Here is a 14,528-nt window from a genome sequence, read left to right as displayed (position 1 = left end):
TGAAAGCCTGGGAAGCCGGCTCCAACACCGACAAAGACGGCAAAACCGCAAAAGACCAAGCCGGCCAACAACCGCTGATCGTGCTCTCCGCCCCCGCCGGCATCGCCAGCCTGAGCCAGCAAAGCCAGACCGTGGCGGCGGGGACCAATCTCGACTTGGTAGCGCAGCGCGACACCAACCAGACCAGCGGCCGGCGCTGGCTCCACAATGTGGGCCAGCACATCAGCCTGTTCGTGGCCGGGGTGAAGGACAAGGTGGCGCTGAAGCTGATTGCCGCCAAGGGCAAGGTGCAGGTACAAGCACAGAGCGACAGCGTCGAGGTGACCGGCGACCAGGACGTCAAGATCACCGCCATCAAGGGCCAGCAGCTGTGGAACGGCAAGAAGGAGATTCTGCTGACCAGCGGCGGCGCTTATGTGCGGATCAAGGACGGCAAGATCGAGTTGCACGCGCCGGGCACGGTCAGCTTCAAGGGCGGAAGCCACGATTGGAGCGGGCCGGCCAGCACCAGCCTGCCCACGCCTTCGTTCAAGCCGCCGCAACCCTGCAACTATCAGGCCGCGGACGCCGCCCACGCTGGCGCGGCGAGCGCGCCCTATCCGGACTGAGCATCGCGGCCAGGATGAGAGATTAGAAATATGCAGGCATTGCATGAAATTTTGCAGGCAGAGGCGCCGGAGGGCTGGTATCTGCTGTTGGACCGGACCCAGGGTGACCCGCTGGCATCGGAATCGTTGGCGGCCTGTTTCCCGGAGCCCGCGGTCACGGTGTTGAACGACGCTTTTTTTGCCCATGCGCCGGAGCAAGCGCCGCTGCTGGTCAACTTGGCGGAAACCGTGGACTTTGGGCCGGAGGAACGCCGGACCTGGTTGAAGCGGGGGACGGACGACATTGAGGACTCGCTGCGCAAGGGCGGCGCTGTCATGGTCAGCGCCTGGCTGCGGTCCGCGCAGCCGGTGGAACAGGTGGCCCGGCATTTGAAACGTCTGTTCGTCCAGCCGCACCCCGATGGACGGCAGCATCATCTGCGCTACTACGATCCCAGGATTACACGTTTGCTGGACCAGAGCCTGAGCGGCGAGGACAAGAACCAGTTGCTGGGGCCTATCGACCACTGGTGCTATCCGGCCCATCCGACCGGGTATCGGCATATGGCGATAGACGAGGCCAAGGGCCGCGCCAGCGCGGTGTCTCTGCGCGCCGAGCATTGGGAGCAGCTGGACTGGGCCGCTCATTACCACAAGCTGCTGCGCACGGTGGCGGGCTTGAGCGAACTCCATCCCGACACGGTGGCGGCGCAGTGGCCGGACTTTCCGCTCGCGCGGCAGTGGCTGCGCGAAGCTGCGGCCTTGCCCTGGGTGGGCACCGAGGATGAGGCCGCGGGCTGTGTTGCACTGTGGTGGCTGCTGGGGCGGGATTGCGAAGAGCGCTACCCGGACGTGGCGGTGGAGTTGGAGCAGTACCGGCAGGACAGGGCCCCGACCTTGACGGAGTGGCTGCTGTTCGCCGGCGCGGAATTTTGGAACAAACCAAGGCAGCCGCCGTTTGTGTGATGACAGTGGCCAATATTTTCGGTTCAACGCCTGAGGCATGTCGACGCAAGGCCGTGTCAGAAAACCTGGAAGCGATCAAGTGAGCACTAAAACCCCCTGCGGTAACAAATTTTGCGGCAAGACCGGACTGATGTTGCTGCCGCTGCGCTATGCGGTGGCGGCGAGCGAGGAAGGGCACGCCGAGTTTCCGGAGCTCAGCGGCACGCTGGGTCAGGGCGTGACGGATAAGAAGCTGCGCACCGCCGCCTACACCGTCCGCATGATGCGCCAAGGTTTTCTGTACGTAATGACTAAACGCTCGGGCAAGCTCAAGTGGGAGAGCGCCTGGGCGGTCAACCATCAGGGCTACATCTCCAGAATCGCCCTGGGCGACGCGGTGCAGCCCCCGGAGTTCACCTGCACCACCAAGGGCGACGACATCAACGCCTCGATGATTTCCATCGAGAAAGCGCAGGATGTCAGCGAATTCCGCGTGTTGTTCATGCCGGACCCGCTGTCCAAGGCCGCGCTGAGCAAGATCGAATCCGACAGCAAGCTGTATAACAAGCTGCAAAAGTTCCAGGCCAAGGCCGTGGTCCAGCCGCATGCGCTGCAGCCGGGCGATTTGCGCTCCAAGGTGGTGGAGTTCCGCTCCATCGAGGGCGGCGAGCGCAAACTGGCTCCGCGTTTCAACGATCATATGTACCCCTTCTTCGGCGCGGAAGCCAAGCTGGTCAAGAATGAGCCTTATCCCTACACCGGGCGGCTGAAAAACCTGAGCGTGGAGCTGCTCAATAAAAAAGGCATGGCCATCGTCTTGCATGACCCGTTGGGCCTGGCTCAGGAACTGAACACCTGGCGCAATCTGTCCATCGGCCGGCTTCATACTGTGATGACGGCGGAGAGCACGGTGTTCGCTAGGTATACGAACGAGCAACTGATGTCCATCATCCGCACGGTCAACGCCGCGGAGGAACAGATTCGCAATGGAGCTATCAGCCGGCGCGAACCAAAACTAGGGGTGGCTCTGGATGACTTGGCCAAGGAGGCGAAAACGAATCCGAAGTTCCGGGCTCCGGATTTGCGAGGCATTCCGTATGACAGCATCTACAAGAATCGGGAAGAATACGAAAGCAAAAAGCAGGAATGGCGGCGCAAGTACGCTCAGGAGATAGGGGATGATGCCTGGAAGAAATACGGCAAGCGCTTGTGGCCCAAATCGTCCTACAACGCGGTGCTCAAGAGCTTCGAGGCGCTGGGCGACGTTTGCGACCAGAAGAACGAGGAGCGGGCGCAGGACTTGATGCCGTGGCTGAATGCGCCGCTATTGCACGACACCCTGGCGTTTTACGATGACCAGCATTTTGAGAGTGGCGTGGCTTACGCCGGCCAGATGGGCTTTTGCGTGCACGGCCTCAATAGCTGCAGCATCGGCCAGGATTGGTTGATCAAGCAGGTCGAGCAAAAAGACCTGAAGCCCAGCACCTTGATGTTTAACGCGGGCATGCTGAACTATCAAGCCGCGGCCAAGGCCTATGTGGCGAAAGGCGGGCTCAGCGACGCGCTGTCCCCGTATGAAAAAATACAGGAAGCCGGCAAGGGCATCAGCGATATGTGGTCCAAGATCAAGGACCTGGCCGAGAAGCTGGAAACCGTCGCCCATGTCAGCGGCGTCAGCACCGCCCACTTGGGCGGTGTCAACCTGCTGCTGCTGCAGTTGGGCCACGCCGGGCTGGCCCGGATGCCGGGCGGCAAGCTGCTGGACAAGCAGGTGCTGCGCGCCAGCGTGGTTCATCGGCTACTGTCGCTGTCGCTGGGCAAGATCATAAGCAAGGATCTGGCGGCGGCCTACCCTAATCCCGCCGCCTTCGACGCCAAGAGCGTGGCGGCGGCCAAGGCTCAGCGCAATCAGATCAATCAGGCGCTGACCGCGGCCAGCAAATCCAACAGCATGAACGGCCTGCGTTTCGGCTCGGTGGTGGCGATGCTGGAAATGATGAATGTGATGATGAAGGCCGGCAAGCTAGGGGAAAAGCCGGCGCAGCGCGAGGCCTGGGAATTGCTCGCGGCTAGCTTGGGCCTGGGCGCGGTGATGCTGGAGCTGACCGGCAGCGTCTGCGAGAAGATAGGCGAGAGCCGCAACCCGGCGCTGATCAGCGGTAGCAAGGTGGGGGTTGGGGCTTTGAAGCTGGCCTCTGGAAGTTTGGGTACGATCGCAGGCGGGATTGGTGCATTTGTGGACTTTGATAGTGCTGCAGATGAGAAAAAAAAAGCGGGTGGGAAAATTACGAATTTATCAGTCGTCTATCAATTGAGAGGTATCGTTTCTATTTCTGGTGCTTTAGTCGGGGCCGGTATCGCATTGGGAGCTTCGGGACCCTTTTTGGAGTGGATGTTGCAGAGAGCGAATGGTCCTCTATACAAGGAAGCTTTGAAATTGGCATTGAGAGCCAGCGCCAGGTTGGCAGCGGAGCGCATGGCCTTGTTATTATTGCGCGGTGCGCGTTTATTCTCCGTGGTGGGCATAGGCTTAACCGTGGCGATCTGGATATTTAGCGATAATGCGTTGGAGAGTTGGTGTGACAAATCCTGCTTACGCAAGGACCGAAAAGCAGGTGGCTTCGGCAGCGTGGCGGAAGAGAGTGCTGCATTGGATGCCGCGGTCTTGGAGGTAAGCTGAAATGTATTTTCTGGAATGGTCGCTAGCCATGGGGCGGCGTAAGCATAAGCCAGGGTCCTGGTTTGACGAGATTCAAAAAGATATTGTTGAAGACAATAAAAAAGATGCAAAAAAAATGCTGATGCGTGGCATTCGGTATGATCCGGATTTTCGTGAAATTGATATAAAAGAAAGTCGGTCAGGGTGTTTAGATGATAATGGATCTATTTATCGTAAAACAGATAAGTATTTGGATGTTTGTACATATAATGATGATAAGCGAGGATTGTTGACTTTTGTTTTCTTGGTGTTGATGTATGGTTTGATTCCATGGTGGAGTGGAGATGTTAATCAATGGTGGTCAATTATTGATAAGGGAGTGGCTATAAACGGAGATGCTCTCGATGCAGGGTATATTTTCCTGTTGCTAGTTAGTATAGGGATTTTGTTGCCAGTTACATATATTTTCTTTCGTTATCTTGTTGGTATATGGCACTTAGAGGCCTTCACTATGCGCCGGCTGGTGGTGCGTTTCAATCGTCAAACGCGCAAAGTCTATTTACTGCGGCCTGGTTTTTTAGGCGGCGTCAAAGCCTATGACTGGGACATGATCGATGTTGGCCTGCCCAAGGATATGCCGAATTATCAGGGCATAGGCGGCATGTTGGTGTTGGCGGCGCGGGCGGAGTCTACCGACAACCCGTACAGCCCGCTGGGCGTGGATGGCGCTTTTATTGGTTTGCCGAGCCGGGATTACCAGCATTTGCTGTCGTTCTGGGAATATATCCGCCGCTTCATGGAAGACGGCGCGGACGCGGTGCCGGCGCCGAAACGGCTGCGCAGCAAGTGGCCCAACCCCTTGAGCAGCATGTGGACGGTGTCGCGGCTGAGCCTGCCGGGTGGTTTCGACCTGGGACGCAGCTTCTTGTGGCTTCGCCTGGCGCTGACGCCGGTGTTCGTGATCTGGGGGATGGGCCATTACGCCTCGCTGCTGTTGAGTTACGAGGGCCGCTTCCCCAAGGCGATTCGGCAAGCGAGCGGGGAATCGGAACTGCGCTCCTGGCTGGAACTGCTGGCTTACAACTTGCTGCCGCTGCTGTATACCGCTGCGGGCCTGTGGTTGTACTACGCGTGGCGGCATGGTCTGGATTGGCGTTTGCCGCTGCGGTATTGGGGCGGCTGAAGACTTGGCCGGACACAAAGACTAAAACAGGGCGGGCGCTGCTCGCCTGGTAAAACGAATACTTTATGAATTGCGCGTGAGCCTTAATGCTTGAATCCTTATTGCCGTATTATGAACGCGAACTCGGACACCTGCGCCAGCTGTCCGGCGAGTTCGCGCGCCGCTATCCCAAGATCGCCGGCCGTCTGCAAATGGAAGGCGACCAGTGCGAAGACCCGCACACCGAGCGGCTGATCGAATCCTTCGCTTTCCTGGCCGCGCGCATCCACAAGAAGCTGGACGACGAATATCCGGAGGTGGCCACCAGCTTCCTCAACGTGCTTTATCCGCATTATCTGCAGCCGATTCCCTCGGCCACCATCGTGCAGTTCGAGTGCGACCCGCAACGGCCGGAAATCGCCAAGCGTTACCGAGTGGAGCGCGGCCAGCCGGTGCACGCGCCGGCGATGCAGGGCGTGGTGTGCAAATTCCGCAGCGCCTATCCGGTGGACCTGTATCCGCTGTCGCTGACCGAGGCCAAGCTGGAGCTGACCAGCGGCTCGCCCTATCTGCGCCAGTTGGCGCCGGACGCGGCAGCGGTGCTGACGCTGGAGTTTCATACCCACGGCGGCCTGGCGGTCAACGCCATCGGCCTGCAATCGCTGCGCTTCTTTCTGGACGGCGAGCCGGCGCTGATGCATCTGCTGTACGAGATGCTGTTGTCCAATGTCCTGAGCGTCAGCGTGGGCGACGGCAGCGAAGACCCGGCGCGCACGCGCAAGCTGCCGGCGGACAGCCTGCGGGCGGTGGGTTTCGGCCGCGAGGAGGGCTTGTTGGACTACGACGAGCGCTCCTTCATGGGCTACCGGCTGCTGACCGAGTACTTCTGCTATCCGGACAAATTCCTTTTCGTCGATCTGCTGCAGCTGGACAAGGCGACGGCGCGGCTGGACGGCGAGAAGCTGGTGCTGCGTCTGCTGCTGGACGAATACCCGGACAGCGAGCGCCACAATCGTCTGCAGACTCAGTTACAGGCCCAGCATATGAAGCTGGGCTGCACGCCCATCGTCAACCTGTTCACCCAGCCGGGCGAGCCCATCCGCGTGACCCACCAGAAGGCCAGTTACCCGGTGCTGGTGGACGCGCGCAAGCAGCAGGCTTACGAGGCGATCCAGATCAAGCGTGTGGTGAGGGTGGAGAAATCCGGCGACGGCGAAAGCAGCGAGGAGGTGCCGTCCTTCTATGCGATACGCCACGGCAGCGAGAAGAAAGCGCCGCGCTTCTACTGGCACGCCAGCCGGGAGCCTTCGCCGCGCCAGAGCGACAAGGGCACGGATCTGGAGCTGCACCTGGCGGACCTGGAGTTCAACGCGGTGCGGCCGGCCACCGAGGTGCTGAGCCTGGAGCTGTTGTGCAGTAACCGTGATCTGCCGGAGCAGATTCCGTTTGGCGGCAGCCAGTCCACCCAGCGGACGGATTTCTCGCTCCCCGGCCATTCCGTGGTCAAGCGCGTGCGCCTGTTGCGCAAGCCCAGCGCCAGCCAGCGCTGCCCGCTGGGGCGCGCGGTGCAGTGGCGGCTGGTATCGCATTTATCGCTTAACTACATGTCCATCGTGGATTCCGGTTGCGCCGCCTTGCAGGAAATGCTGGCCCTGTACAACCTGACCGATTCCCCGGTGAACGTGCGCCAGATCCAGGGCGTGGTGGGAATTGAGAGCCAGCCGGCGGTGGCCCGCGTGTCCGGCCGCGATTTCAGCGGCTTTGTGCGCGGCAGCGAAATCCGCCTGACGCTGGACCCGGATTACTACGTCGGCGGCAGCGTCTATCTGTTCGCCGCGGTGCTGGAGCGTTTCTTCGCGCTGTATTGCGCGCCCAATAGCTTCACCCGCCTGCGGGTACATGCGGTTCAACAAGACGAGGAGGTAGCCTCATGGCCAGCCCGAGCCGGCGAGGCCTTGGTGATTTGAGGATGCCATGGAAATATTGATCGCTTCGCTGCTGGCGCCCAGCTTTTGCCAATTGCTGTACTACTCGCTGTCCTCTGAGGAGGGCTTGCGGCTGCGCGGCCCGGCGATAGATTGGGTGATGTGTCTCATGTTGCCGCTGGCGATGGTGATCATGGGCGGTTTGGAACTGGTGAACGGCTCGGGACCGATGGCGGGCTATGGCATCCTGCTGTTTGCACCGGGCGGCGTGTTGGGTTTGATCACCGGGCTGGTGTTTGGCCTGTGGGTGATGCGTCGCCGCAGCCGGTTGGGGGTGGATCATGAGCGCCAATGACAGGGCTCTGCGGGCCGCGGCCCAACGCAAGCCGCGTGATCTGAAGCTGGAGCTGGCGCGTGACGCCAGCCAGTTCGGGTTTTTCCAGGCGGTACGCATCCTGGGCTTGTCCGCTCGCAAGCGCGGCGAGCGCCGCGGCCGGCTGCCGGCCAGCCTGCGTTTCCGTTCGTTGGCCTCGTTGTCTTTCCCGCCCAGCGAGCTGTGTCGTTATCAGCCGGCCAAGGAGCCGGAACAACTGGACGCCACCGACGAGATGACGGTCAGCTTCATCGGGCTGACCGGGCCCAGCGGCGCCTTGCCCACCAGCTATACCGAGCTGCTGCTGGAACGTCGCCAGCAGTACAAGGACGGATCGCTGCACGCCTTCCTGGACATTTTCAGCCACCGCGCCACCGCCTTGTTTTTCGGCGCCTGGCGCAAATACCGCTATTGGCTGGAAGTGGAAGCCGGCGAGCGCGACGGCTTCACCCGCAATCTGCTGGACCTGGGCGGCCTGGGCCTGTCCCAGCTACGTAAGCAGATGGGGCCGGACGCGAGCCTGGACGAAAACCTGTTCATCTATTACGCGGGTTTGCTCAGCCAGAAGCCCTTGTCGGCGCAGGCGCTGGAGACCCTGATCCAGGGCTTTTTCGGCGTGGACGCCGAGCTGCGGCAGTTCGTCGGCCAATGGATGCAGGTGCCGGCGACGGAGCAAAGCCGGCTGGGCGACCGTGAGAGCGAGCTGGGCGTGTCCTTGTTCGCCGGCGCCCGGGTCTGGGACCGTCAGACCAAGCTGCAACTGCGGCTGGGCAGCATGCGCCGCGCCCAGTTCGAAGCCCTGCTGCCCGGCGGCCCCGGCGCGCAGGCCTTGCAGGCGCTGCTGCACTTCGCCGTCGGCCATAATCTGGCGGCCGACGTCAGCCTGGTGCTGGATAAGCGCGACGTGCCGGCGGCGCAGCTGGGCGGCCCGGCGGACTTGCGCCTGGGCGGCAATTGCTGGCTAGGCCCGCAAAAGCAAGATCCTGAAGACATGCGCTACGCGCTGCTGCATTGAGCGGCGCGAGCGAAATCGACTTTTCATTTTGAGTGTATTGGAACGATATGTCCGTATCCCTGAAAGCCCTGATCGACAGACTGACCCCCACCGCCCGCCAGGCGATTGAGCAGGCGGCCAGCCGCGCCTTGGCGCGCACGCATTTCGAAATCGAGATCGAACACGCGCTGTTGGCGATGTTCGATCAGGACAACAACGCCGCGCTCGCGGCGCTGCACGCGCTGGGCGCGGACCTGCCGCGCATCGAGCGTGAACTGGAAGCGGCGCTGGACGCCTTCCGCAGCGGCAATACCCGCAACCCGGTGCTGTCCGCCTGGCTGCCCAAGTGGTTGGAAAAAGCCTGGCTGTTGGCCAGCGCGGAACAGGGGCAGGACGATGTGTCCACCTTGGACCTGCTGCTGGCGCTGTGGCAGGACGAGGCGCTGCGCGGCGCGCTGCAATCCGGATCCGCCGCGCTGGCGCGTCAGGATGCCGGCCGCCTGCAAGGCGCTTACGCCGCGCTGCGCCAGCACGGCGGCGAGGCATCGGCCAACGCGCCGGCCGCCGAAGCCGGCGTGGAACCGACAATGGCCCCGCTCGTGGCCGGCAAGCGCGGCAGCCCGGCGTTGGACAAATACACGATAGACCTGACTGCTCAGGCCAAGGCCGGCAAGATCGATCCCATCCTGGGCCGCGATGTCGAAATCCGTCAGATGATAGACATCCTGATGCGCCGCCGGCAGAACAACCCCATCCTTACCGGCGAGCCGGGTGTGGGCAAGACCGCGGTGGTGGAAGGCCTGGCGCGCAAGATCGTGCACGGCGAAGTGCCGCCGGTGCTGGCTGGCGTCACCCTGCGCACTTTGGACCTGGGCCTGTTGCAGGCCGGTGCCAGCGTAAAGGGCGAGTTCGAGAACCGCCTGCGCCAGGTGATCGACGAGGTCAAGGCCAGCCCGGTGCCCATCATTCTGTTCATCGATGAGGCTCACACCCTGATCGGAGCCGGCGGCGCGGCCGGCCAGAACGACGCGGCCAACCTGCTGAAACCAGCGCTGGCGCGCGGCGAACTGCGCACCATCGCGGCCACCACTTGGGCCGAGTACAAGAAGTACTTTGAAAAAGACGCCGCGCTGGCGCGCCGCTTCCAAGTCGTGAAAGTGGAAGAGCCGGCGCCGGAAATCGCCGTGCAAATGGTGCGGGGCCTGACCCCGGCGATGGCCCAACACCACAAGGTGGAAATCCTCAACGAGGCGGTGGCCGCCGCCGTGCATCTGTCCAGCCGCTACATTGCCGGCCGCCAGCTGCCGGACAAGGCCATCAGCGTGCTCGATACCGCCTGCGCCCGCGTGGCGCTGTCGCGCGCCGGCAAGCCTGGGCCGATCGAGGACGTGTCGGTGCTGATAGACAATATCGACCGCGAAGTGGCCGCGCTGCAGCGCGAAGAAGGCCACGCCGAGCGCATCGCGGAGCTGGAAGCTCAGCGCGCCGAACTACAAGCGGACCTGGAGAAACTGCACGCCGCCTGGGACGAACAGCAAAAGCTGGTGGCGGAAATCGACGAACTCAAACAGCAGCGGGCCGAGGCCAAGCCGGCCAAGGGCAAGAAGCTCAGCCCGCTGCAGACCAAGCGCAAGGCGCTGCGCGAATTGCAGAAGCATCAGCCATTGGCCTTCGAGTGCGTGGACGAGAGCGTGATCGCCGACGTGATTTCCGGCTGGACCGGCATCCCGTTGGGCCGCATGGTCAGCAATGAGCTGGAACAGGTGCAGAAGCTGGCCTCGCTGCTGGGCGCGCGCGTCATCGGCCAGGATCACGCCTTGGAGCAGATCGCCGAGCGGGTGCAGATCGCCAAGGCCAACCTGGAAGACCCGGGCAAGCCCAAAGGCGTGTTCCTGCTGGTGGGACCGTCCGGCGTGGGCAAGACCGAAACCGCGCTGGCGCTGGCCGAGGCCTTGTACGGCGGCGAGCGCAATCTGATCACCATCAATATGTCGGAATACCAGGAAGCCCACAGCGTTTCCGGCCTCAAGGGCTCGCCGCCGGGCTATGTCGGCTACGGCGAGGGCGGGGTGTTGACCGAGGCGGTGCGTCGCAAGCCCTATTCGGTACTGCTGCTGGACGAGGTGGAGAAAGCCCATCCGGACGTGATGGAGCTGTTCTTCCAGGTCTTCGACAAAGGCCTGCTGGAAGACAGCGAAGGCCGCGAAGTCGATTTCAAGAACACCATCATCCTGCTGACCTCCAACGCCGGCTCCGATCTAGTGATGCGCGCCTGCGAGCACGGCGTCACCGTTGAAGGCGAAACCCGCGACCCGACGCCGGAAGACTTGGTGGAGATTTTGCGGCCCACCTTGCAAAGCGTATTCAAGCCGGCCTTCCTTGGCCGTCTGACCATCGTGCCCTATCTGCCGATCAGCGACGAAGTGCTGCGCGCCATCGTCGGCCTCAAGCTGAACAAGATCCGCCAGCGCATCGCCGACAACCACGGCGCGCAAGTGGAGTTCCCGGAGGAACTGGCGGAACAGATGGCGGCGCGCTGCCTGGACGTGGACAGCGGCGCGCGCAACGCCGACGCCATCCTGACTCGCACCCTGTTGGCGCAGATCTCCAGCGACTTGTTGGCGCGCATGGCCAGCGGCAAGCCGGTGAAGAAGATCGCCGTCTCGCTCAAGGGCGAGCAGGTCAAAGTGCGGCTGAGCTGAGGAAACGCGTCCATGTGGAAAATGTTGGGCCTGTTCGGGGTCAGCACCGTCGCCTGGTGGGGGCTGCTATGGCTGGTGTTGCCGCAGAGCTGGCAGCGCATCAGCCCATCGGCCATCCTGCTGCTGCACCTGGGGCCGCCTATGCTGCTCAGCGCAGGCGTCAAGTTGTGGGCTTATCTGAAGGAAAAGCGCGCCAAGCAGGAGGAGGCGGTGCAGGAGGCCGCGGCGGAGGCCGAGCGCCAGTCCGCGCGCGACGCCGCGCGTGAACGGCATCGGGCCGAATTGCGCGAACGCCAGGCGGTGGTGGACTGCCGCTGGCTATGGGCGCGCGCCGTTCCGGCCAATGGCGAGCCTGGCTGGCTGGCCGAAGCGCCGGACGGCTGTCTATGGTCATGCCTGGACGCGGCGGACGTCGACGCCGACGAAGCGCTGCAAGCCTTGCGTCCTCATGTGACCGAGGCGCTGCGGGAGCTTTACGCCGTCGCGCCTGGCGCGGCATGGCTGCCGCTGGTGATGGAAGTGGTGCCCAGCCTGTCCGGCATCGAACAAATCGCCGCGGTGAAGGAATGGCAGACGGAAGCGATGGCTGAAACGCTGGACGACGGCGAGTGGCCGGCACCGGAAGCTCGCTTCCTGGCGGGCGCCGGCACCGGCACGGTGGCGGACCGCGCACGGCAGTTGCTGCAACAGCAGCCGGAGCTGCCGGGCGTGATCATGTTGGGGGCCGACGCGCCTTTGCTGACGTTGGGCGGGGAGCAGTGGGACGAGAGCGATCCCGCTGCGGCGGAACGCCAGCGCTGGCTGGGCAAGCCGGGCCTGGCCGTCGCCGTCCTGCTGTTCCTGCGCGAACAGTTGCCGGAGCCGGAATTAGGTCCCGTCGCCGTGGCCGAGGGCGCGGACCCTTACCAGCCTTACTGGGAAAAAGACTTCAGCCGTGCCGGGGGCAGCTGGGGCATGGTGCCTGCTCGCCATCAAGCCGGCCTGGCCCAGATGCCGGTCCTGGCCCAATTGGGCCAATCCAGCGCGTCCGCGGCGCCGCAGGAGCGCGCATTGCAACTGGCGAGGCAGCTCCAACCGGTGCTGGACAACGCCTTGGTCAACGCCGCACTGCTGGATTACCCGTTCAGCCCGGAAGACGCCAAGCCGGAAAACGATAAGGCGGCCAGCCTGGGCTGGCTAGTGCACAACAGCGGCGATGTCGACGCTGGCGGCGTGCGTCTGGCAGCCATCGCCAGCGCCTTGAACCGCCACGCGGTGGAACTGCATCCCATCGATGAAGCCAGCAATCTGGCGCGGGAGTGGGGCGACGTTGGCCTCGCCGCCGACGCCATGTTGGCCGCCAGCGCAGTCAGCCACAGCGCGCGTCTTGCCGCGCCGGCCCTCATTACTCAATTCAGCAACGATCATGTGGCGCTGGCCATGGCCAGACCGCCACGCGAGGAGGCCACAGCATGAAACGCGTGATCCGATTGGGCGACCCCACCGATCATGGCGGCAAAGTCGTCAGCGCTGCATCCAGCACCACCTTGTTCGGCAAGCAGGTCGCCTGCCTGGGCGACGCGGTCACTTGCCCGCAGCAAGGGCACGTCAACTGCACCATCGTGGAAGGCGACCCCAGTTGGGTAGTCGGCGGCAAGCCGGTGGCGTTGGAGGGACATAAAGTCAGTTGCGGCGCCTCGCTGATCTCCACCATGCCGGAAGTCGGCAAGGGCTGATCGCAATACCTCTTAGAGCCTGTTTACGATCTCGCGAGCTAAGGCGAGACAAGGCGAAAACGGCTGAGAAAGCGGGATGCACTCGTGGTACATGAGCATTTCTAAGGTGTACTCACCGTGCGGCGTCTCACGACGCGCAGCGGATCGTAAACAGGTTCTTAATATATAGAAGCCATACAAGCATGGAAAACATCGAACAAACCGTGGAGCAACTCCTGGCTCCCATACCCGGTTCATCGCCGGCGGGCGAGGATCTGGCCTACTCCACTCTATTCGACCAGATTCGCGAGGCTCGCCGCAGCGACGACCCAGGTCTGTCACAAGGGGACTGGGAACAAACCCTCAAAACGGCGGAGTGGCCCAAAGTCATCCGTCTGTGTGAAGATGCGCTGAGCCAAAACAGCAAAGACCTGCAATTGCTGGTCTGGTACGCGGAAGCCCAAGTCCAGGCCAACGGAATCCCTGGTTTGGCTCTGGGCCTGGCCGCGCTGGATGGCTGGCTGCGCCAATACTGGGAGAGCGGCTATCCGGAGCTGGACCCGCACGACCTGGACGAACGCGTCGGCAAGCTGGAATGGTTGAATCAGCAACTGGGGCTGGCCATCCGCAGCGTGCCGCTGCTGAAGCCGGAGTTCGGCGCTTACGGCTGGAACGATTGGCAGCAATCGCGCGACGTGGAAAACCTTGGCTTGAAAGACGCAGAGGCCAAGGCCGCCGCCATCGCCGAGGGCAAGCTCTCCGGGGACGAGTTCGAAAAGAGCGCCACCCTGTCCGGTCATGCCTGGTTCCAGAGCCAAGCGGAAGCCTTGGTGCAGGCATTGGGCCGCTACGAAGCATTGGACGAGCAAGTGGACCTGCGCTTCGGCGGTGAAGCGCCCAGCCTGGCGGAGATCCGCAACGGCATTTACGCCTGCCAGGACCTAGTGTTGCGTTACCGTCAACAAACCGCGCCAGCCGGCGTTACGCCGGCTCCCGTTGAACCTGTCGTGGAGAGAAAAGCCGTGACCCAAAGCTATAGCGCGCCCACCCCCTCCGCCACTGCTTCGACGGCGCCCGTCGTCTTTAACGGCCAGATCCGCAGCCGCCAGGAAGCGGTGCAGATGTTGAGCGAGGTCGCCCGTTACTTCCGCAGCAACGAACCGCATAGCCCGGTGGCCTTATTGGCCGAACGCGCGGCACGCTGGGCCGAGATGAGCCTGGAAGAGTGGCTGCAGCACGTGGTCAAGGACGATTCCACGCTGAATCAGCTGCAAGAACTGCTGGATGTGAGGAAGGAATAAGCGGTTTCAGGCCTCTGAAACGGTACGGGCCGGCGTTTCGCCGGCCCGTTTTTCATGGATAGTCGGGTCATGGGGCGGGGGTTGGCAAATACCCTTTATGGATATTCGTTGCCGCATCAAGGGTTTGCCCGGCATGGCCCGTTGTTGTTGAGGTTTTTGTCGCAAAAGGTGTTGACGGGTTTAGGG

General features: G+C 62.6%; 11 protein-coding genes. All 11 read left to right on the top strand.

Features of this window, described 5'->3' with window-relative positions; genetic code table 11:
- Positions 1-608, top strand: a 608-nt coding sequence (locus tag BR71_RS19390; RefSeq protein ID WP_043641397.1) for a DUF2345 domain-containing protein, incomplete at its 5' end; no start/stop codon positions are given.
- A gap of 30 nt (positions 609-638) precedes the next feature.
- Positions 639-1,553, top strand: coding sequence for a DUF4123 domain-containing protein (locus BR71_RS19385; protein WP_043641392.1), 915 nt, complete (start codon positions 639-641; stop codon positions 1,551-1,553).
- A 79-nt stretch (positions 1,554-1,632) separates the two neighbouring features.
- Positions 1,633-4,212, top strand: a complete 2,580-nt coding sequence (locus tag BR71_RS19380; RefSeq protein WP_043641390.1) for a T6SS effector BTH_I2691 family protein — start codon at positions 1,633-1,635, stop codon at positions 4,210-4,212.
- 1 nt (position 4,213) lies between these two features.
- The gene (locus BR71_RS23850; protein ID WP_081862749.1) at positions 4,214-5,374 is read left to right on the top strand and encodes a DUF6708 domain-containing protein; all 1,161 of its coding nucleotides are present in this window, start codon (positions 4,214-4,216) and stop codon (positions 5,372-5,374) included.
- Positions 5,375-5,460: 86 nt separating this feature from the next.
- Entirely contained in the window at positions 5,461-7,320 is a 1,860-nt protein-coding gene (tssF, locus tag BR71_RS19370) for a type VI secretion system baseplate subunit TssF (protein WP_043641388.1), read from the top strand.
- A gap of 7 nt (positions 7,321-7,327) precedes the next feature.
- Positions 7,328-7,633, top strand: coding sequence for a hypothetical protein (locus tag BR71_RS19365; protein WP_043641385.1), 306 nt, complete (start codon positions 7,328-7,330; stop codon positions 7,631-7,633).
- Positions 7,620-8,666, top strand: coding sequence for a type VI secretion system baseplate subunit TssG (tssG, locus tag BR71_RS19360; RefSeq protein WP_244269666.1), 1,047 nt, complete (start codon positions 7,620-7,622; stop codon positions 8,664-8,666). The genes BR71_RS19365 and tssG overlap by 14 nt, the downstream gene beginning before the upstream one ends.
- A gap of 47 nt (positions 8,667-8,713) precedes the next feature.
- Complete coding sequence (tssH, locus tag BR71_RS19355) at positions 8,714-11,347, top strand: type VI secretion system ATPase TssH (protein ID WP_043641383.1); 2,634 nt, start codon at positions 8,714-8,716, stop codon at positions 11,345-11,347.
- A 12-nt stretch (positions 11,348-11,359) separates the two neighbouring features.
- Positions 11,360-12,802, top strand: coding sequence for a hypothetical protein (locus BR71_RS19350; protein ID WP_043641379.1), 1,443 nt, complete (start codon positions 11,360-11,362; stop codon positions 12,800-12,802).
- The gene (locus BR71_RS19345; protein WP_043641377.1) at positions 12,799-13,062 is read left to right on the top strand and encodes a PAAR domain-containing protein; all 264 of its coding nucleotides are present in this window, start codon (positions 12,799-12,801) and stop codon (positions 13,060-13,062) included. Before BR71_RS19350 ends, BR71_RS19345 begins: the two co-directional genes overlap by 4 nt.
- 182 nt (positions 13,063-13,244) lie before the next feature.
- Complete coding sequence (gene tssA / locus BR71_RS19340; RefSeq protein WP_043641374.1) at positions 13,245-14,342, top strand: type VI secretion system protein TssA; 1,098 nt, start codon at positions 13,245-13,247, stop codon at positions 14,340-14,342.
- Positions 14,343-14,528: the final 186 nt, after the last annotated feature.

Origin of the sequence: Chromobacterium haemolyticum DSM 19808 (assembly GCF_000711885.1) — a bacterium.
GTDB lineage: Bacteria > Pseudomonadota > Gammaproteobacteria > Burkholderiales > Chromobacteriaceae > Chromobacterium > Chromobacterium haemolyticum.
The sequence above is the reverse complement of the archived record's forward strand: the minus strand, read 5'-3'. Positions and strand labels throughout refer to the sequence as shown.

What these genes read in the sequence shown, in the direction of transcription:
- BR71_RS19345 (WP_043641377.1), top strand. Translation starts at nt 12,799, where the DNA reads ATGAAACGCGTGATCCGATTGGGCGACCCCACCGATCATGGCGGCAAA.
- BR71_RS23850 (WP_081862749.1), top strand. Translation starts at nt 4,214, where the DNA reads ATGTATTTTCTGGAATGGTCGCTAGCCATGGGGCGGCGTAAGCATAAG.
- tssH (WP_043641383.1), top strand. Translation starts at nt 8,714, where the DNA reads ATGTCCGTATCCCTGAAAGCCCTGATCGACAGACTGACCCCCACCGCC.
- BR71_RS19365 (WP_043641385.1), top strand. Translation starts at nt 7,328, where the DNA reads ATGGAAATATTGATCGCTTCGCTGCTGGCGCCCAGCTTTTGCCAATTG.
- BR71_RS19350 (WP_043641379.1), top strand. Translation starts at nt 11,360, where the DNA reads ATGTGGAAAATGTTGGGCCTGTTCGGGGTCAGCACCGTCGCCTGGTGG.
- tssG (WP_244269666.1), top strand. Translation starts at nt 7,620, where the DNA reads ATGAGCGCCAATGACAGGGCTCTGCGGGCCGCGGCCCAACGCAAGCCG.
- BR71_RS19385 (WP_043641392.1), top strand. Translation starts at nt 639, where the DNA reads ATGCAGGCATTGCATGAAATTTTGCAGGCAGAGGCGCCGGAGGGCTGG.
- tssA (WP_043641374.1), top strand. Translation starts at nt 13,245, where the DNA reads ATGGAAAACATCGAACAAACCGTGGAGCAACTCCTGGCTCCCATACCC.
- tssF (WP_043641388.1), top strand. Translation starts at nt 5,461, where the DNA reads ATGCTTGAATCCTTATTGCCGTATTATGAACGCGAACTCGGACACCTG.